Annotated in this window: 14 protein-coding genes; 7 read left to right on the forward strand and 7 right to left on the reverse strand. The window is 67.7% G+C overall.

The annotated features are described in order from the left end of the window. Positions 1 to 2 precede the first annotated feature (2 nt). The 3 genes from mfd to AC5P8F_RS01725 all read right to left on the reverse strand — a co-directional run bounded on the left by mfd (position 3) and on the right by AC5P8F_RS01725 (position 5,115). Positions 3 to 3,467: a transcription-repair coupling factor gene (gene mfd / locus AC5P8F_RS01715; protein WP_495227572.1), complete on the reverse strand. Its 3,465-nt coding sequence runs from the start codon at positions 3,465 to 3,467 to the stop codon at positions 3 to 5. 149 nt (positions 3,468 to 3,616) lie between these two features. Next, positions 3,617 to 4,162: a GNAT family N-acetyltransferase gene (locus AC5P8F_RS01720; protein WP_014646444.1), complete on the reverse strand. Its 546-nt coding sequence runs from the start codon at positions 4,160 to 4,162 to the stop codon at positions 3,617 to 3,619. Between the two features lie 95 nt (positions 4,163 to 4,257). Next, positions 4,258 to 5,115, reverse strand: a complete 858-nt coding sequence (locus AC5P8F_RS01725; RefSeq protein WP_495227573.1) for a 23S rRNA (adenine(2030)-N(6))-methyltransferase RlmJ — start codon at positions 5,113 to 5,115, stop codon at positions 4,258 to 4,260. A gap of 35 nt (positions 5,116 to 5,150) precedes the next feature. Here AC5P8F_RS01725 and creB point away from each other — a divergent pair, with 35 nt between their 5' ends. From creB to AC5P8F_RS01760, 7 genes are all read left to right on the forward strand, one after another. Beyond that, positions 5,151 to 5,876, forward strand: a complete 726-nt coding sequence (gene creB / locus AC5P8F_RS01730) for a two-component system response regulator CreB (RefSeq protein WP_080376403.1) — start codon at positions 5,151 to 5,153, stop codon at positions 5,874 to 5,876. Between the two features lie 3 nt (positions 5,877 to 5,879). Beyond that, entirely contained in the window at positions 5,880 to 7,340 is a 1,461-nt protein-coding gene (gene creC, locus AC5P8F_RS01735) for a two-component system sensor histidine kinase CreC (protein ID WP_046429643.1), read from the forward strand. 81 nt (positions 7,341 to 7,421) lie between these two features. Beyond that, positions 7,422 to 8,741, forward strand: a complete 1,320-nt coding sequence (gene creD, locus AC5P8F_RS01740) for a cell envelope integrity protein CreD (RefSeq protein WP_049441519.1) — start codon at positions 7,422 to 7,424, stop codon at positions 8,739 to 8,741. 10 nt (positions 8,742 to 8,751) lie between these two features. Next, positions 8,752 to 9,162 carry a hypothetical protein gene (locus AC5P8F_RS01745; RefSeq protein ID WP_164077456.1) on the forward strand — a complete coding sequence of 137 codons (411 nt, stop codon included), beginning with the start codon at positions 8,752 to 8,754 and terminating at the stop codon, positions 9,160 to 9,162. Positions 9,163 to 9,317: 155 nt separating this feature from the next. After that, positions 9,318 to 10,910 (forward strand): M20/M25/M40 family metallo-hydrolase, encoded by a 1,593-nt coding sequence (locus tag AC5P8F_RS01750; RefSeq protein WP_495227574.1) that lies wholly within the window; start codon positions 9,318 to 9,320, stop codon positions 10,908 to 10,910. 154 nt (positions 10,911 to 11,064) lie between these two features. Beyond that, the gene (gene gltX, locus AC5P8F_RS01755; protein WP_197557007.1) at positions 11,065 to 12,468 is read left to right on the forward strand and encodes a glutamate--tRNA ligase; all 1,404 of its coding nucleotides are present in this window, start codon (positions 11,065 to 11,067) and stop codon (positions 12,466 to 12,468) included. Positions 12,469 to 12,502: 34 nt separating this feature from the next. After that, on the forward strand, positions 12,503 to 12,994 hold the full coding sequence (locus AC5P8F_RS01760; protein WP_004150412.1) for a Fur family transcriptional regulator: 492 nt from the start codon (positions 12,503 to 12,505) through the stop codon (positions 12,992 to 12,994). A gap of 111 nt (positions 12,995 to 13,105) precedes the next feature. On the opposite strand, the gene AC5P8F_RS01765 is transcribed toward AC5P8F_RS01760, so the two are convergent. The 4 genes from AC5P8F_RS01765 to AC5P8F_RS01780 all read right to left on the reverse strand — a co-directional run bounded on the left by AC5P8F_RS01765 (position 13,106) and on the right by AC5P8F_RS01780 (position 18,924). After that, positions 13,106 to 14,260: an HlyD family secretion protein gene (locus AC5P8F_RS01765; RefSeq protein WP_495227575.1), complete on the reverse strand. Its 1,155-nt coding sequence runs from the start codon at positions 14,258 to 14,260 to the stop codon at positions 13,106 to 13,108. Between the two features lie 8 nt (positions 14,261 to 14,268). Continuing rightward, positions 14,269 to 15,942 carry an MFS transporter gene (locus tag AC5P8F_RS01770; protein WP_032956775.1) on the reverse strand — a complete coding sequence of 558 codons (1,674 nt, stop codon included), beginning with the start codon at positions 15,940 to 15,942 and terminating at the stop codon, positions 14,269 to 14,271. Further along, entirely contained in the window at positions 15,942 to 16,508 is a 567-nt protein-coding gene (locus AC5P8F_RS01775; protein ID WP_014646454.1) for a TetR/AcrR family transcriptional regulator, read from the reverse strand. Before AC5P8F_RS01775 ends, AC5P8F_RS01770 begins: the two co-directional genes overlap by 1 nt. A 199-nt stretch (positions 16,509 to 16,707) precedes the next feature. Then, positions 16,708 to 18,924 (reverse strand): TonB-dependent receptor, encoded by a 2,217-nt coding sequence (locus AC5P8F_RS01780; protein ID WP_495227576.1) that lies wholly within the window; start codon positions 18,922 to 18,924, stop codon positions 16,708 to 16,710. Positions 18,925 to 19,049: the final 125 nt, after the last annotated feature.

Here is a 19,049-nt window from a genome sequence, read left to right on the forward strand (position 1 = left end):
GATCAACCCGGGGCGAGGGTGGTCAGGAGGGCGCGGGCCGCGTTGAAGCGGTCTTCCGGCAACGGCAGCGGGTGCTTGATGCGCAGCTTGTCGGGCCCTTCCATGGCGTACAGGTTCGGTTGCTTCTGGATCAGCTGGATCACCGCCATCGGGTCGATGTTCGGCTTGGATTCGAACACGATGCGGCCACCATTTTCGCCCAGGTCCAGCTTGCGGATGCCCAGCGTGTTGGCCTTCAGCTTCAGCTCGGCGATGGCGAACAGGTGCTTGGCCGCATCCGGCAGCAGGCCGAAGCGATCGATCATCTCCACCTGCAGTTCGCGCAGCGCATCGCTGTCGCGCGCGCTGGAAATACGCTTGTACAGGGTCAGGCGGGTATGCACGTCCGGCAGGTAGTCTTCCGGGATCAGTGCCGGCACATGCAGTTCGACCTCGGCACCACGCACTTCCTCGCCGGCATCAAGGTCGGGCAGCTTGCCCTGCTTGATGCTGCGCACCGCGCGCTCCAGCAGCTCGGTGTACAGGCTGAAGCCGACCTCGGCCATCTGCCCGCTCTGGTCCTCGCCGAGCAGTTCGCCGGCACCGCGGATTTCCAGATCGTGCGTGGCCAGGGTGAAGCCGGCGCCCAGCTCGTCCATCGAGGCGATCGCTTCCAGGCGCTTCTCAGCGTCGGGGGTGATCGCGCGGCGGTCGGGCGTGATCAGGTACGCGTAGGCGCGGTGGTGCGAACGTCCGACGCGGCCACGCAGCTGGTGCAGCTGGGCCAGGCCGAAACGGTCCGCACGGTTGATGATGATGGTATTGGCGTTGGGCATGTCGATGCCCGACTCGATGATCGTGGTCGACAGCAGCACGTTGAAGCGCTGCTTCTGGAAATCCAGCATCACCTTTTCCAGCTCGCGCTCGGGCATCTGCCCATGGGCGATGCCGATGCGCGCCTCCGGCACCAGCTCGGACAGCTCGCGCTGCATGCGGCCGATGCTTTCCACGTCGTTGTGCAGGAAATACAGCTGGCCACCACGCGCCAGCTCGCGCTGGAAGGCTTCGCGCAGCAGCGCGTTGTCCCACTGGGTGATGAAGGTCTGCACCGCCAGCCGGTTCGGCGGCGGCGTGGCGATGATCGACAGGTCGCGCAGGCCGGCCATGGCCATGTTGAGCGTGCGCGGAATCGGTGTGGCGGTCAGGGTCAGCAGGTGCACGTTGGCGCGCAGCGCCTTCAGCGCTTCCTTCTGGCGTACGCCGAAACGCTGCTCCTCGTCGACGATGACCATGCCCAGGTCCTTGAACTTCACGTCCGGCTGCAGCAGGCGATGGGTACCGACGATCACGTCGATGGTGCCGGCGGCGACCTTTTCCAGCTCGGCCTTGATTTCCTTGGTGGTCTTGAAGCGCGACAGCACCTCGACCTTCAGCGGGTAATCGGCGAAGCGGTCGCGGAAGTTGCGGTAATGCTGTTCGGCCAGCAGCGTGGTCGGCACCAGCACAGCCACCTGCTTGCCGGCACTGGCGGCCGCAAAGGCCGCACGCACCGCCACCTCGGTCTTGCCGAAGCCGACGTCGCCGCAGACCACGCGGTCCATCGGCTGGCTGCTGGCCAGGTCGCGCAGGGTGGCGTCGATCGCGGCCAGCTGGTCCGGGGTCTCCTCGAACGGGAAACCGGCCGCGAACGGCTCGTACATCGCGCGGTCGACCTGCAGTGCCAGGCCGGCACGCGCCTGGCGGCGGGCCTGGATCTCCAGCAGTTCGGCGGCGACGTCGCGTACTTTCTCGGCGGCCTTGCGCTTGGCCTTGCTCCACTGCTCGCCACCGAGCGAATGCAGCGGCGCGGTTTCCGCCGACGCACCGGAATAGCGGCTGATCAGGTGCAGCTGGGCGACCGGCACATACAGGCGGTCGCCCTTGGCATATTCGATTTCGAGGAACTCGCCGGGCATGCCGCCGACGTCCATCGCGATCAGGCCACGATAACGGCCGACGCCATGATCCTCGTGCACGATCGGCGCGCCCTCGGTCAGTTCACCGAGGTCGCGGATGATCGCTTCCGGCTCGCGGCCGGCACGGCGCGTGCGCCGGGTGCTGCCGGCGCGCTCGGGGAACAGCTGGCGCTCGGTCAGCACCGCGATGCGCGGATCGTCCAGCGCGAAGCCATCCTCCAGCGGTGCCACCGCGATCGCGAAGCGCGCGTCGTCGGCGAGGAAGCTGGGCAGGTCGGCCACCACCGGCGGCTTCAGCTCGGCGGCCTGCAGCACTTCCAGCAGCGCCTCGCGGCGGCCGGGTGAATCGGCGGCGATCAGTACCCGGCCCGGATAATGGCCGAGGAAGGATTTCAGCGCATCGCCAGCGGGGGCTTCGCGCGCGGCCACCGGCAGCGGGGGCAGCGGCTGGTCGCCCAGCGCGTGCGCGTCGGCGATGCGCGCATGGTCAGCCGACCACACCTCGATGCGCGGGGCATCGTTCAGGCGCTCGCGCAGCAGCTCCGGCGACAGGTACAACGCCGACGGCGGCAGCAGCGGGCGCTCCACATCATGGCGGCGCTGCTCATAGCGGTCCGCAGTCTGCGCCCAGAACGCGACGGACGCTTCATACGCACCGGCACAGACCACCGGCAGGCTGCCGCTGGGCAGGTAGTCGAACAGGGTTGCGGTGCGTTCGAAGAACAGCGGCAGGTAGTACTCGACGCCGGCCGGCGCCAGTCCGGACTTCAGGTCCTGGTACAGCGAACTGCGCCGGGTATCGACATCGAACCGCTCGCGCAGCGTGGCCAGCACGCGGGCGATGCTGGCTTCATCCATCGGCACTTCGCGGCCGGGCAGCATGTGCACCGCCTCGACCTTGTCCAGCGAACGCTGGCTTTCCGGGTCAAAGGCACGGATCGAGTCGATGTCCTCGTCCAGCAGTTCCACCCGCAGCGGCTCGTCGGCACCCATCGGGTACACGTCGAGCAGGCCGCCGCGCACAGCGAAGTCGCCCGGGTCCATCACCTGCGGCACGTTGCGGTAGCCGGCGCTTTCCAGGCGGCGCTTCTCGGCTTCCAGGTCCAGGCGCTGGCCGACCTTCAGGTCGAAGCTGCCACCGATCACGTAGCTGCGCGGGGCCAGCTGCTGCAGCAGGGTCTGCACCGGCACGATCACCAGGCCACGCTTCAGCGCGGGCAGGCGGTGCAGGGCGGCCAGGCGCTGCGAAATGATGTCCGGATGCGGACTGAAGCGGTCGTAGGGCAGGGTTTCCCAGTCCGGGAAGGCGACCACCGGCAGGGCCGGATCGCCGCCGAGCAGGGTGTGCAGGTCGGCTTCGAGCTGGTTGGCACCGTGGTTGTCACGGGCGATCACCAGCAGCGGGGCGTCGTGCGCACGCGCGGCCTGGGCAAGGTACCAGGCCAGGGCGGTCGGCGAGGCGGGGGCGCGCCACCAGGCGCGGAGCTGGCCGGCGCGCGGCAGCGGCGGGGCGGGGTATGAGGTACGCGACATGGACCCCGGATTTTAGCAGAAGCCCGATCGAAGCCCGGTGGGTCGTGCCGGCCGATTGCCGTCAGCCTCATGTGCCGTTGGGGTAACGCAGTTCAGGCCAGCGGCCGGCACTACCGGCAGGCGTCGCCGGGCGGGGCCCGGCGCATCTGTCAGTTGTCCAGCTCCAGCACCATCCGCACCAGGCCTTCGGCACCGGCCGGGTGCGGGACCGGCTTGAAGCCCAGCGAGGCGGCCAGCTGTTTCATCGGCTCGTTCTCGGCGGCGACGTCGCCGTACAGGCGGTCCAGGTACTTGCCGCGGCCCCACTTCACCAGCTTGCGCATCAGCTGCCGGCCCAGGCCCTGGCCAATGAGGAAGCGGCTGATCAGGATCGCGTACTCGGCTTCACGGGTGCCGGGGATGATCGAGGCCCGGGCGACCGCGCCGACCACCGCTTCGCCAGCAGGCAGGGATTCGGCTGCGACCAGGGTGATCTCGGTCTTGGGATTCGGGTGGGTCAGGCGCTGGGTGGTTTCCGGCGAAAGCTCGGTCACCGCCTGCAGGAAACGATCACGGATTTCTTCCGGCCCGAACAGGCTGAACGCCGCTTGCAGCGGTGCGCCATCTTCCGGGCGGATGGGGCGGATCAGCAGCTCGTGGCCGCTGGGAGCCTTGAAGATCTCATGCCAGGGCGGCATGCGGTTGCGAGTGGCCATACCGGGTGATTCCTTGGTGGTCCATCGATTGTGGCATCACCGGGGCTGCATTCCGTGAACGAAAGGCTCACGGCGGTACAGCCTCGTGAAGGCCGTCATTCGGGGGCTTTGAGCCAATCCAGGCGGGTGCTGGCCCCCGGTTCGCCCAGGTGCTGGCGCAGCGCCGGCAGGGCCGGGCCGACCACCCGGTCGAACTGCCACGACGGGTTGAGCAGCAGCATGCCGCTGCCGTTGAGGCGCAGCGGCGAGTCGTCCGGGCGCACCAGGAACTCGATCGTCATCGCCGATTTCACCGGCAGAGCGGTGGCCTTGCGCAGGAAGTGCAGGATGGTGCGGCGCTGCTTGATCGGGAACCACACCGCGCAGGTCGCCTGCGGCCAGCGCGCCAGGGTCTCGGCCAGGGCGGCCAGAACGGCCTGGTACTCGGCGTCCTGGGCCTCGTACGGCGGGTCGATCAGCACAAGACCACGGCCGATCTTGCTGCCGTTGAACTTCGGCGGCAGCAGCGAGCGCAGCAGGGCATAGCCATCGCCAGCGCGCACATCGACGCGGCTGTCATGGGCGAACAGGGCCTTCAGCGTGGCCGTTTCGGCTTCCTGCAGCTCGCAGACCGCCATGCGGTCCTGCGCGCGCATCGCCTGTGCGCTCAGCAGCGGCGAGCCCGGGTAGTTGGTCAGCGCGCCCACCGGGTTGTCGGCCTGCACCGCCTTCAGGTAGCGCTCGACCACCTCCGGCAGCCTGGGCTGGGCCATCAGCCGCATGATCCCGGATTCGGCCTCCAGGGTCTTGCGGCTCTCTTCGCTGGCCAGCAGGTAGCGGCCGGCACCGCCGTGGGTGTCGAGCACGAAGAACGGGCTGTCCTTGCGCTTGAAGCTGTCGATCAGGGCCAGCTGCACGATGTGCTTGAGCACATCGGCGTGGTTGCCGGCGTGGAAGGCGTGGCGATAGTTCATGGGCGGCAGTGTACGGGGCGGCGGCCGCAGCGGCTATGCTGCGCGCCATGACAGCTCCCGTTGCCCATGTCCTGGTGGTCGAGGACGAAGCCGCCATCGCCGAAACCGTGCTCTATGCGCTGCGCAGCGAAGGCTATGCCGCCAGCCACTGCCTGCTGGGCGGCGAGGCCCTGCAACGGCTGCAGGCCGGCGATATCGACGTGGTGGTGCTGGACGTGGGCCTCCCGGACCTGGGCGGTTTCGAGGTCTGCAGGCGGCTGCGTGCGCAGCCCGGGCCGGCGGCGCAGCTGCCGGTGATCTTCCTGACCGCCCGCAACGATGAAGTGGACCGCGTGCTCGGCCTGGAACTGGGCGCCGACGATTACATGACCAAGCCGTTCTCGCCGCGTGAGCTGGTGGCGCGGGTGCGTGCGCGCCTGCGTCGCGTGGCACCGGTCGTGGCAGCCCCCGGCGCAGATGCGGGCTGGCAGGAACATGGCGCCTTCGCCATCGACCGCGAAGGCCGGCGTATCCGCTTCCGCGGCCATGCGCTGGACCTGACCCGATACGAGTACGCGTTGCTGGAAGCGCTGCTGCAGCGCCCCGGTGCCATCCTCAGCCGCGCGCAGCTGATGGACCGGGGCTGGGACAGCAGCGCCGACAGTGCCGACCGCACCGTCGACACCCATGTAAAGACGTTGCGCGCCAAGCTGCGTGCGGCTGGTGCCAGCGACGACCCGATCCGCACCCACCGTGGCCTTGGCTACGCGCTGGAGGTCTAGCCGATGCGCCTGGTACTGAAGCTGTTCCTCGGCTTCTTCCTGATCACCGGCATCGCCGCGTTCTTCGTGATGCGCGTATTCGTCAACGAGGTGAAGCCCGGTGTGCGCCAGGCGATGGAATCGACCCTGGTCGATGCGGCCAACGTGCTGGCCGAGATGGCCGCCGCCGACGTCAAGGACGGCACCATCCGCAGCGGCAGCTTCACCCGCAACCTGGCCAAGGCGCGGCAGCGCGACCTGAAGGCGATGGTCTGGCGTTTTCCCAAGCGATCGCTGGATTACCGGGTGACCATCACCGATGCCAGGGGCATCGTCATCTACGACTCGCTGGGCCGCGACCTCGGGCGTGACAATTCGCGCTGGAACGATGTCTACCGCACCCTGCGTGGCGAGTACGGCGCCCGCTCCAGCCCGGAAATACCAGGCGAAGAAGGCGATACGGTGATGCACGTGGCGGCGCCGGTATACGACCCGGCCGATGGGCGCACCCTGATCGGCGTGCTCAGCCTGGCCCAGCCCAACCGCAGCATCGATCCGTTCATCGCCGCCAGCCAGCGCGCCATCATCGAGCGCGGCGCCTGGTTGATCGGGCTGTCGGCGCTGGTCGGCGTGCTGGTGACGATGTGGCTCACCACCGGCCTCGGCCAGCTCAGCCGCTATGCACGCGCGGTCAGCGCCGGCGAACCGGTGCCACCGCCACGGCGCCGCCGCGACGAGATCGGCGACCTGGGCCAGGCGCTGGAAACCATGCGCCGCAAGCTGGAGGGCAAGGCCTATGTCGAACAGTACGTGCAGTCACTGACGCATGAAATGAAGAGCCCGCTGGCGGCGATCCGCGGTGCCGCCGAGCTGCTGCAGGAGCCGCTGCCCGAGGCCGACCGCGTGCATTTCGCGCGCAGCATCGTCGACCAGCAGGAGCGGCTGACCGAGACCATCGACAAGCTGCTGGCGCTGGCCGAAGTGGAACAGCACGGCTGGCTGCAGACCCGCGATCCGATCGCGCTGCCAACGTTGCTGGCCGATGCGGCAGCGGCGGCGCAGGTGCGTGCGCAGGCGGCCGGCGTGCAGGTCAGCATCGGCAGCGCGCCCGACCTGCGCGTGCAGGGCGATGCCTATCTGCTGCGGCAGGCGTTGCACAACCTGATCGACAACGCCATTGCCTTCTCACCGCCCGGCGCGGACATCGCACTGCAGGCCGAGGTGGACGGGCAGGGCGTGCGCCTGCAGGTGGCGGATCGCGGTGCCGGCATTCCCGACTACGCGCGCGAACGGGTGTTCGAACGCTTCTATTCGCTTGCCCGCCCCGGCAGCGGCCGGCGCAGTTCCGGCCTGGGCCTGCCGTTCGTGCAGGAGGTCGCGCGCCTGCACGATGGTCGCGCCAGCCTCGACGCGCGCGACGGCGGTGGCACCGTGGCCAGCCTGTGGCTGCCGTTGTCAGTGCCGGGCCAGCGTCCGCGCCGCTGACTTCACACTCGCTTCAACTTCGCCACAAACCCTGCTCACCGCAGCGGTCCATCCTGCAGCCCTCTCCAACGAGGATGGACCATGAAATCCCTGAAGATGCTGCTGAGGTTCGCCATTGTCGGCGGGCTGATCCTGTTGTTGCTGGTGCCGCTGATGATGATCCGCGGGGTCATCACCGAGCGCAGCCAGTACCGCGACGAGGCCTTTGCCCGGGTGGCCGACAGCCGTGCCGGCACGCAGCAGCTGGTGGGCCCGGTACGGGTGGTGCCGTGGGTGGAACGCAAGCAGGTTGAACTGGTTGACCCGCTGGGCGTCAAGAAGACCGAGATCCAGGTGACCGAGGGCCACTGGCTGCAGATGCCGGCGTCTCTGGAGGTGGGCGGCGAGATGCTGCCGAGCCAGCGCGAGGTCGGCCTGTTCAAGGTGCCGGTGTACAGCTGGAATGGCCAGTTGAAGGCGACTTTCGCCGAAGACGACTATCCGGTGAAGAACGGCCGCACCTATGGCCAGCCCTATGTGGCGCTGGGGGTTTCCGATGTGCGCGGCCTGGTGGGCACGCCGAACCTGCGGGTGGACGGCAAGCAGCTGCGGTTGCTGCCCGGTGTAGGCGTGGCCAGCGAAATCGGACGTGGCCTGCATGCGCCGGTGAGCGGTTTCGCCGCGGATCAGGGCGGCGCGCTGGCCGCCAGCACCGTTGAACTGGAGCTGCGCCTGGATGGCAGCCGCATGCTGTCGGTGGTGCCGGTGGGCGATGACACCCGGATCGCGCTGCGGTCGAGCTGGCCGCATCCGTCGTTCAGCGGCGCCTTCCTGCCCAACGAACGGCGTGTCGATGCACAGGGCTTCGAAGCACGCTGGGCGGTGTCCTCGCTGGCCTCCGATGCACAGCGCCAGCTGCGCAGCGAGGGGACGATCGATTCGCAGGCCGTGACGGTGTCGCTGGTCGATCCGGTCGATACCTACACCCAGGCCGACCGTGCCTCGAAGTACGGCGTGCTGTTCGTGGTGCTGACCTTCGTCGGCTTCATCCTGTTCGAACTGATCAAGTCGCTGCGCATCCATCCGCTGCAGTACCTGATGGTCGGCCTGGCGCTGGCGATCTTCTTCCTGCTGCTGATCAGCCTGTCCGAGCACATCGCGTTCTGGAAGGCCTACCTGGTCTCGGCCGTGGCCTGCATCGGCCTGCAGGCGGTGTACCTGGCCAACGTGCTGGGCCACTGGAAGCGCGGCCTTGGCTTCGCTGCGCTGCTGACCGTGCTGTACGGCGCGCTGTATGGCCTGCTGGTGTCGGAGAACAACGCACTGCTGATGGGATCGCTGCTGCTGTTCGTGATCCTGGCGCTGGCGATGTGGGTGACCCGCCGGGTCGACTGGTACGCGCTTGGCGCAGACCTGAAGTAAGGAGCACGCCATGAGCTGGCGCCAGGGATTGCGGCAACGGGCGCGGCAGGGCATTCCGGCCCTGCTGGAAGTGGATGCACTGCTGCAGGCACATGGCGTGCTGGCGGCCCTGCCGGGGGCACGGATCGCCCCCGGTCTGGTCCGCTTCCAGCTGGCCGCGGTGACCTGCGAGGGATTGCAGGGCAAGGGCCTGGCCTGGTTGCAGGGCGCGCGGCAGGGACGCGGTGCGCTGGCGGGGAGGGTGCCGCGCTACCGGCCATGGAAGGCCGGGGCGGAAGCACTTGCGGAAATCGGCATCGGTGGCCTGCCCGATGACTGGCCCGCGCATGCGGCGGTGTATGGCTGCAGCAGCATCGACCGGCGGCACTGGTTGCTGCTGCTGCCGGAGCGGGCGCAGCTGTGGCTGGGGTGGAGTGGGTGAGGTGGTTTGGCAGATGCGACCCAACCACTCTTCTGTGGGGGCGAACCCTGGTTCGCACGCTTCCGCGCCGCCCATGACCGATGGGACGGTATCGCGGCGCCGCTGCTGGCTAGACTCGATGGGTTGATGAGCAGGCCGGAAGGCAGGGGTGCGACTTGTTGAAGTGGGGCGTGCTGGCCGTAGCGCTGGCGATGGGTGGCAATGCAGCGGCGCAGCAGCGCGAGACGGTGGACCTGGACATGGTCAGCCGCATCCGCCAGGAGGCCTTCCACCGTTCGCAGGTGATGGACACCTTCAGCTATCTCACCGAACGCATCGGCCCGCGGCTGACCAACTCCCCGGCGATGGGCCGCGCCAACGCGTGGACCCGCGGCAAGTTCAACGAATGGAAGCTGGACAACGTCCACGACGAAGCGTTCGATGACTTTGGCCGTGGCTGGGAGTTCACCTCGGCCAGCGTGGAAATGCTGGGTGACCGTGTGCAGCCGCTGCATGCACTGCCCAAGGCCTGGACGCCGGGCACCAAGGGGCCGGTTGAAGGCGAGCTGGTGCAGGTCGAGATCAAGAAGCCCGAAGACATCGAAAAGTACCGCGGCAAGCTGCGCGGCAAGATCCTGCTGCTGGGCGAGGCGCGCGAGTACAAGCGCGGCACCGAGCCGGATTCCCATCGGCATGACGCGACCTCGCTGGAAGGCCTGCAGGCGTTCACCCTGCCCAAGGACCAGGACGCCACCGCCGAGCGCGCCAAGCGGGTCAAGGAGTACCAGGAACGCCAGCAGCTGGCGACCAGGGTCAATGCGTTCTTCGTCGAAGAAGGGGCGCTGGCCTCGATCAGCATCAGCAGCTGGGACAACGGCATCATCCGCGTTGCCGGTGGTGGTTCGCGCAAGGCCGGCGAGCCGGTCGGCATCCCCGAGCTGGCGATGATCAGCGAGCACTTCAACCCGCTGGTGCGCGCGCTGAAGGCCGGGCAGACCGTGCGCCTGCGCGTGGATGTGGCCGCGCGCTTCACCGATGACGCCGACCAGCCCGGCTACAACACGCTGGCCGAGATCCGCGGCAGCAGCAGGCCTGATGAAGTGGTGATGATCGGCGCGCACCTGGATTCCTGGCACAGCGGCACCGGCGCGGCCGACAACGCCGCAGGCGTGGCGGTGATGATGGAGGCCATGCGCATCCTCAAGGCCACCGGCGCCAGGCCCAAGCGCACCATCCGCGTGGCGCTGTGGAGCGGCGAGGAGCAGGGCCTGATCGGCTCGCAGGCCTATGTGGCCAAGCATTTCGGCCGGTTCCCGGAGCCCACCGACCCGGCGCAGAAGGCGCTGCCGGCGTCGCTGCGCGAGCCGACCGGTGCACTGCAGAAGACCCGCGATTACAGCAAGTTCCAGGTCTACTTCAACATGGACAACGGCTCCGGCCGCTTCCGGGGCATCTACGCCCAGGAAAACCTGGCGGCGATGCCGATCTTCGAAGCCTGGCTGGCGCCGTTCCATGACGTCGGCGCCACCACCGTGGCGACCCGCAACACCGGCAGCACCGACCACATCAGCTTCGACCGCATCGGCCTGCCGGGCTTCCAGTTCATCCAGGACCGGCTGGACTACTTCACCAATGTCCACCACAGCCACCTGGACACCTGGGACCACGCCGAACCGGAAGACCTGAAGCAGGCCGCAGCCATCGTCGCCTCGTTCGCCTACAACGCCGCGATGCGCGAGCACCCGTTCCCGCGCAAGGTGGAACCGTAAAAGGGGACGGAGGGGATTAAGTCGCATCTCCCCTCCGTTTCCCGGTTGCAGTGCCCACGGGCTGGGCAATCGCGACTTAATCCCCTCCGTCCCCTTTTTCCGTCGGGGGCGGCGGGCTGGTAAAATCGGGGGATTCCCGTTCCTCGAGCCGTCCATGACCTGCCGCACCCGCTTCGCCCCCAGTCCCACCGGCTACCTGCACATCGGTGGTGCCCGCACCGCGCTGTACTGCTGGCTGGAGGCCCGCCACCGTGGCGGCGAGTTCGTGCTGCGCATCGAGGACACCGACCGTGAACGCAGCACCCAGGGTGCGATCGACGCCATCCTGGAGGCGATGGAGTGGCTGGGCCTGGACTACGACGAAGGCCCGATCTATCAGACCGACCGCGTCGCCCGCTACCGGGAAGTGGCAGAGCAGCTGATCGCCGACGGCAAGGCCTACTACGCCTACGAAACCCGCGAAGAGCTGGACGCGATGCGCGAGGCCGCCATGGCCAGGCAGGAAAAGCCGCGTTACAACGGCGCTGCACGCGAACTGGGCCTGCCGTACAAGGACGACCCGAACCGCGTCATCCGCTTCAAGAACCCGCTGGAAGGTACGGTGGTGTTCGACGACCTGATCAAGGGCCGCATCGAGATCGCCAACAGCGAGCTGGATGACATGGTCATCTTCCGCCCGGACGGCTACCCCACCTACAACTTCGCGGTGGTGGTGGACGACTGGGACATGGGCATCACCGAGGTCATCCGCGGCGACGACCACATCAACAACACCCCGCGCCAGATCAACCTGTACGAGGGCATTGGTGCGCCGGTGCCGAAGTTCGGCCACATGCCGATGATCCTGGACGAGCAGGGCGCCAAGCTGTCCAAGCGCACCGGTGCGGCCGACGTGATGCAGTACAAGGACGCCGGCTACCTGCCCGACGCGCTGCTGAGCTACCTGGCCCGCCTGGGCTGGTCGCACGGTGACCAGGAGCTGTTCAGCCGCCAGGAACTGATCGACCTGTTCGACGTGAAGGACTGCAATTCCAAGGCCTCGCGCCTGGACATGGCCAAGCTGGGTTGGGTCAACCAGCACTTCCTGAAGACCGAGGACGTGGCCGCCATCGTGCCGCACCTGGTCTACCAGCTGCAGAAGCTGGGCCTGGACGTGGCCGCCGGCCCGGCCCCGGAGGATGTGGTGATCGCCCTGCGTGAACGCGTGCAGACCCTGAAGGAAATGGCCGAGAAGGCCGTGGTCTGGTACCAGCCGCTGACCGCGTACGACGAAGCGGCGGTGGCCAAGCACCTCAAGGCCGGTGCCGAGGTAGCGCTGGGCAAGGCCCGCGAGCTGCTGGCAGCGTTGCCGGAGTGGACCGCCGAGTCGGTGGGCGTCGCCCTGCACGACGCGGCCGCAGCGCTGGAGATCGGCATGGGCAAGGTCGCCCAGCCGCTGCGCGTGGCCATCACCGGCACCCAGGTCAGTCCTGACATTTCCCATACCGTTTACCTGGCCGGCCGCGAGCAGGCCTTGAAACGCATTGATGCGGCCATCACCAAGGTAGCAACGGCCTGAGGCATCCTTGCCAGGCCCGAACCGGAGAACACGCATGCCCGCCAAGACCGCCACTGCCTGTACCGCCCCGCACCACCACGTCCACGACGCATCGGATTTCGTGGCGGTGGTCGAGCGTGTCTCGCGCGAACGCGGGCTGCGCCTGACCCCGATCCGCGCCAACGTGCTGAAGCTGATCGCCGAGGCCGGCAAGCCGGTCAAGGCCTACGAGCTGCTGGAATGGGTGCGCAACGGCAAGGGCGTGGGCGCCGATGCCCCGCCCACCGTGTACCGCGCGCTGGACTTCCTGATGGCCAATGGCTTCGTGCACAAGCTGGAATCGGTCAATGCCTTCGTGGCCTGCCACCATCCCAGCAGTGCCGCGCATTCGGTGCCGTTCCTGATCTGCAACAGCTGCCACAGCGCGGTGGAACTGGAAGACCGCGAGATCGTCACCCAGCTGGAGAAGCGCGCCAAGGAGCTGGGCTTCCAGCCGCAGGCACAGACGCTGGAAGTGCATGGCCTCTGCGCGCGCTGCGCCGGCTAACGCAACGGTAGGGCCGGCCGCTGGCCGGCATTTTGGAAACGGGGTCAGATCCCTTTGCCAGTGGCAAAGGGATCTGACCCCGTTTCATACCGGTGCGGCAGGGCCTGCGTCCTAGTCCATCGGCTTGGACCGGGTATCCACCCGCACGATCACCGACATCCCGGGCCGCAGCTGCTTTGCCAGCTTCTGATCCCTGTTGATCGATATCCGCACCGGCAGCCGCTGCACCACCTTGGTGAAGTTGCCGCTGGCATTGTCCGGGCGCAGCACGCTGAATTCCGACCCGGTCGCTGGGGCGATCTCCTGCACGCGGCCCCGCAGCACCTGGCCCTGGAACGCGTCCACCGAGAACGTCGCCGGTTGGCCGATCGCCATGCCCCAGGTCTGGCCTTCCTTGTAGTTGGCCACCACCCACAGCGTGTCAGGTACCAGGAACAGCAGCTGCGAACCGGCAGCGACGTACTGGCCCACGCGTACGCTGGCTTCGCTGATCTGGCCGTCGCGTGGTGCGTGGATCACCGTGTTGGCCAGGTCGATGCGGGCCAGTTCCAGCTGCGCCTGCGCGCTTTCCACCTGCGCTTCCAGGCTCTTGCGCGCGACCTGGGTCGACACCAGCGTTTCCTCGGCGATGCGGATCTGCGCCTGCGACTGTTGCACGCTGGCCTGTGCCGACGCCTGGGTGGTGCGGAACTTGTCGCGGTCGTTGATGGACACCAGCTGCTGCGCCGCCAGTTCCTCGTAGCGTTTCAATTCATTGCGCGAACGCTGCAGTTCGGCCTGGCCAGCCGACAGCGTGGCGCGGGCGGAGGCGATCTGCGCGCGGTTCTGCGCCTGTGACTGGTCCGAGTTGGCCAGCGCCGCGCGCGCGCTGTCCAGCGTCGCCTGCGCCTGGGCCACGCGCTGCGCATAGATGCGGTCATCGATGCGCAGCAGCGGCTCGCCCTGCTTCACATGCTGGAAATCCTTCACCAGCACTTCGGTCACATAGCCGTTCACCTGCGGCGCCATCACCGTGATCTGGCCGCGTACATAGGCGTTGTCGGTCACCATCACGCTGCTGGTGAACGGCCACAGGTGCCAGGCGCGCAGGATCAGCGCAATGCCCAGCAAGGCCACTACCACCATCACCACCACGCTGCGGGCGCTGGGCTTGAGGTACTTCGGCGCGACCGCAGGTTCTACCGGCGTGGCCGCGGGCGCCGCGTCGGTCGGCGGCGGTGGGGTGAGGTTGTCGGTGTCGTCGGGGCGGGGCGGGACGGGAGGCATGGGAGGACTCAACGGGACGCGGCCGGCGTGGACGCGGTGGAAAGGGCGGGGTGGCGCTTGCGCCATTGCTTGAGCACGGCGGTGCGCAGCGACAGCAGCAGCAACCAGCACAGGAAGCCGATCGCCAGCCAGCCGCTCAGCGTGAACACGTCATTGAAGCCACGCACGTTGGCTTCGCGGCGCGTGGTCTGCGCCAGCTGCGCGCTGCCCTGCGCACTGCGCAGCACCGGGTCGGTGATCTGCGCAGCGTACAGCTGCTGCTGGATGCGCAGCCGTTGCGCGACCACCGGATCGGCCGGATCGAGCTGGCTGGTCAGCGCGCTGGAATACAGCTGCTCGCGATGCAGCTGGAAGGTCCCCAGCACCGCCGAACCTGCCAGGCCACCCAGGGTCTGCGTGATCGACAGCGTCACCAGGAAGGTGATCATGTGGTCGACGCCCTGTTTCAACGCGGCGGAGATGCCGAGCATGATCAGCGGGCCCATGAACATGCCGGCACCGACCGAGGCAAGGAACTGGCTGGCGTAGAAGTCGTGCGGCCGGTCCAGGCTGGTGCGGTGCTGGTCGAAGAACGCGGCGGCGCCCAGCAGCAGGATCGCCATCAGCAGCTGCGCGATCAGCCGCTTCGGTCCGAAGGTGAGCGAGGCGCCGGCGATGCCGACGATCACCCCGGCCAGGATCACTACGAACAACGGCCGCATCTGGTCAGGCCCCATGCCCAGCGTGCGCATCAGGTTGACCACGCCGTAGGACTGCTCGGTGGTCAGGAAGCGGATCAGGAACGCGCCGACGATGAAGTGCAGCACCGGCAGCTTCGACAGCCAGCGGATCTGCAGCAGCGGATTGCGCCGGTAGTGTTCGATGATGAAGGCGGTGGTGGACAGCACGATCGAGGCGACCAGCGCCCAGCCCAGCCATGGGGTGTTGAGCCACCAGCGCGTGTAGCCCTGCGCCAGTACGATCACCAGCAGCGCGACCGCCGGCGCGAGCAGGGCGAAAGTGAGGAAGTCCAATGGCTCGAACGCCTTTACCTGGATGCCCGGCGGCAGCTTCAGCACCACCACTGCCGCGAACGCGCACAGGGCCAGGCCGGCTTCGAAGGAGTACAGCTGGTGCCATTGGCCGGTATCGACCAGGCCTGGTGAAACGATCCAGGCGATCGGCACCGCCAGCTGCGACAGGCCGACACCGACCACCAGGAGATTGCCGGTGAATCGGCGCGGCAGCGCCTGCAGCATGTACAGCGTGCCCAGTGTGGAACAGGCCGCACCCGCGAAGCCGCTGGCGGCTCGGGTCAGCATCGTGGTCTCGAAGCTGCCGACGAACAGGTGCAGCACCGCCAGCGCCGCATACAGGCCCAGGCCGATCTCGGCGAACAGGCGGATGCCGTACTGCTGGCGGAACTTGAAGGCCAGCAGGTTGGCGGTGACATTCACCATCGCATACGCGGCCACCAGCCAGCTGCCCTGGGTCGGAGTGAGCGCCAGCTGGCCCTGCAGGAACGGCAGGTTGGCGGTGACCAGCGCATTGCCGAGGCCGCCGGTGATCGCCACCAGCAACGATACCAGCGCATAGGCCGCGCGCCGGTACGGCGGGTGCCAGGGCATCGACGCCGAGCCGGGCATGGTCGGCTTCTCATGCTCCTCCCAATCCGGAACCGGCTTCAGATACGGCTGGACCATCAACGGGCCTCGCTGGCAGCTCCCTGGAGACCCCCACGCAGCAGCTGCAGGGCACGCCCGGCCAACTGGGCGCGCTCGTCGCGGGTCTTGCCGCGCAGGGCCGCACCCAGCATGCCCGAGATCAGTGAAATATCCGTCTTTTCCAGGTCGTCACGGCACAGCCCGGCGGCCTTGGCGCGCGCGATCGGTTCCTCCAGCAGGTCGCGCACGGTCTCGCGCGCGGCGCGCATGGACGGCACGTCCGAATCAACCGCACGCCAGTAATCGGCCAGTGCCGGCGAATCGATGATGCGCTGGGCCATGCCCTCGAACACCTCGAACAGGGCGTCATCGCGGTCACCGAGCTGTTCGACCTGGCGCCGGATGCGGTCGACCGTGCGCTGCAGCAGCGCCTGGATCAGCGCGGTGCGGTCGGGGAAGTTGCGGTACAGGGTGGCGCGGCCCACCTGGGCGCGTTCGACCACCAGATCCAGCGGGGCGGTGACGCCATGTTGGCCGAAGACATGATCGGCGGCGTCGAGGATGAGGGCACGGCGGGCAGCAGCATCGGCACGTTGAGCGGTCATGGAATTATTTTCGGACAAAAGTGTCCGATTGGCGAGACTTTGAGTGACGGGATTGTCCGGTTGTTGTCGTACGCACACCTTTGTGACGGATGCGTGATGGCGTGGGACGGAATGAAAACGGGGGCCCGAAGGCCCCCGTTCAATGCGGTGGTGCCAGAGCCCTTTCCTTCGGAAAGGGATCCGACCCCGCCGTGCGCGATCAGAAGAACGCGCGGATCCCGAATGCGACTCCACGGCCTGGCAGCGGCGAGTAGTCGCGCAGCAGCGAGGCATGCGGGCGCACTTCGCGGTTGGTCAGGTTGCTGCCATCCAGGAACACCTCGTAGCTGTTGCCCGCGTTGCGATCCCAGCGGTAGGCCAGGTGCGCGTCGACCAGCGTGTAGCCGTCGCTCGGGGCTTCGTTCTGGGCAACGTCCTTCTGGCGGCTGTAACGCACCGCACCGACCGAGGCGCGCCAGCCGTCCTTCGACCAGCGCAGGTCGGCACCCACGCGGGCCGGGGCGATACGCGGCAGGTAGCCGGTGTTGGCCAGCTCCACGTTGTAATTGTGGTTGTGGTCGCCGTGCGGCACGGCGATGTCGAGGTTGCGGCTGCCGCTGCCATCCAGCTTGGCCTTCACATAGTCACCGAACAGGCGCAGATCCCAGTCACCGGCGCCACCCTCGAACAGGTGCACCAGCGCTTCGGCCTCGGCGCCGCGGAACACCGCGTCCTGCTGGGTCCAGGCGCGGACCGGCAGGCCTTCGGTAACACCGGTGTCGGCGAGGTAGATGAAGTCCTTGAACTTCGTCTGGTAGACCGACGCGGAGAAGTCCAGGCGATCGCTGTGGGTATGGATGCCCAGTTCGACGCGCTGGCCGCGCTCGGTTTTCAGGTTGGCGTCGCCGATCTCCAGCGAGCGGGTGGCGATGTGCGCGCCGGCGGCGTACAGCTCTTCGTTGGTGGGTGCACGCTCTGAGCTGTCCACGCCGATGCGCAGGTCAACGGCATCGTTGAGCTTCCAGATACCGGCGGCAGACAGGTTGGTGGCACCGAACGTGCGGCGACGGTAGTCACCGGTCGGGTCCAGCTTGACCTGGTCGTGGCGGCCACCCAGTTCCAGCTTGAACGGGCCGAACTGCTTTTCCTGCAGCACGAACAGGCCGATGTTCCTGGTGCCGGTATCCGGTACGAACGCCTCTTCGCCCTTGGCGCCGAAATCGCTGTTGCCGAACTGCAGGCCGAACGCGCCGTCCCAGCCGCCGATCTGCTGCTGCACGGCTTCCAGGCGCGCTTCGATACCACGGTTGGTGAAGCGCGTCGACGGCGTGCCGGCCTCCAGCTCCACGTGCTCGTAGTCGGTGTAAGCCACGCGTGCGTTGATGTTCTTCAGGAACGAGACCGGGTTGTAGATGCCGGCCTTGGTCTCGAAGCGGTTCTGCACCATGTCGATGCGCACGTCATGCTCGTCGCCGCCTTCCTCTTCATCGCCGTGGTCGTGACCGTGGTCATGGCCGTGGTCATCACCATCGGCATGCACGTGCGCGCCATTGGGAATGCCGTAGTTGGTGCGATAGGTGCTGGCCGACACACCGAAGTAACCACCGTCGCCCAGCCACGTTGCGCCGACGCCGCCGGCGCGGGTGCGGATCGAACTGTTGTCCAGGCGGCCGCGGCGCGGTTCTTCGCCCTCGGCTGCATCGTGATCATGGTCGTGATCGTGATCGTGGTCATGGTGGTCTTCAAGGCTGTCGATCACCGCGTAGCCGGGAATGCGGTAGTCGTCGCCATTGCGCACCAGGCCATCCACGTGCAGCACGACGTTGCCGCTGACACCATCGAGGCGGAACATGCCGCTGCGCTCATTGTTCACCGAGTTGCCGCGCAGCTCGGCGCGACCGCTGAGCGGGCGCTCCGGCAGTTCGCGCGCGATGCGGCCATCCACCACATTGACCGCACCACCGATGGCGCCGCTGCCGAACAGCAGCGTGGCCGGACCCTTCAGCACTTCGATCTGGTCGGCCAGGAACGGCTCGATGCTGGTGGCATGGTCGGCGCTGACCGTGGAGGCGTCCATGTTGCCCATGCCGTTGGACAGCACGGCAACGCGCGGGCCTTCCTGGCCGCGGATGATCGGGCGGCCGACGCCGGGGCCGAAGAAGGTGCTCTGTACGCCCGGCAGCTTGGCCACGGTATCGCCCAGGGTGCCGGCCTTCTGCTCGTCCAGGCGCTCACCGGCCAGCACGTCCACCGGGCGCGCCAGGGATTCGGCATCGCCCTGCAGCGGCGACGCGGTGACCTGTACCGAGGAGAGTTCGGTCAGGTGGCGGTCACGGTGGGAGGTGTCCTGGCCGGCTGCAAAGGCGACGGACGGCAACAGGGCGGCGAGGGCCAGGGCCAGGGAATGCGGCTTGAGCCGAGGGGTGTGGGCGGGCATGGGCAGGTCCTTTGTTACAATGTATCAATCGCAGGGCGCACGAATCCCGTCGAGGGGACAGGGGGAGGGAAAACCGTGCGGTTCGGAGAGGGATGTTATATTATTCCATAACGATTCGCCGACCC

This window comes from Stenotrophomonas sp. YJH_SMC_69 (assembly GCF_059370495.1).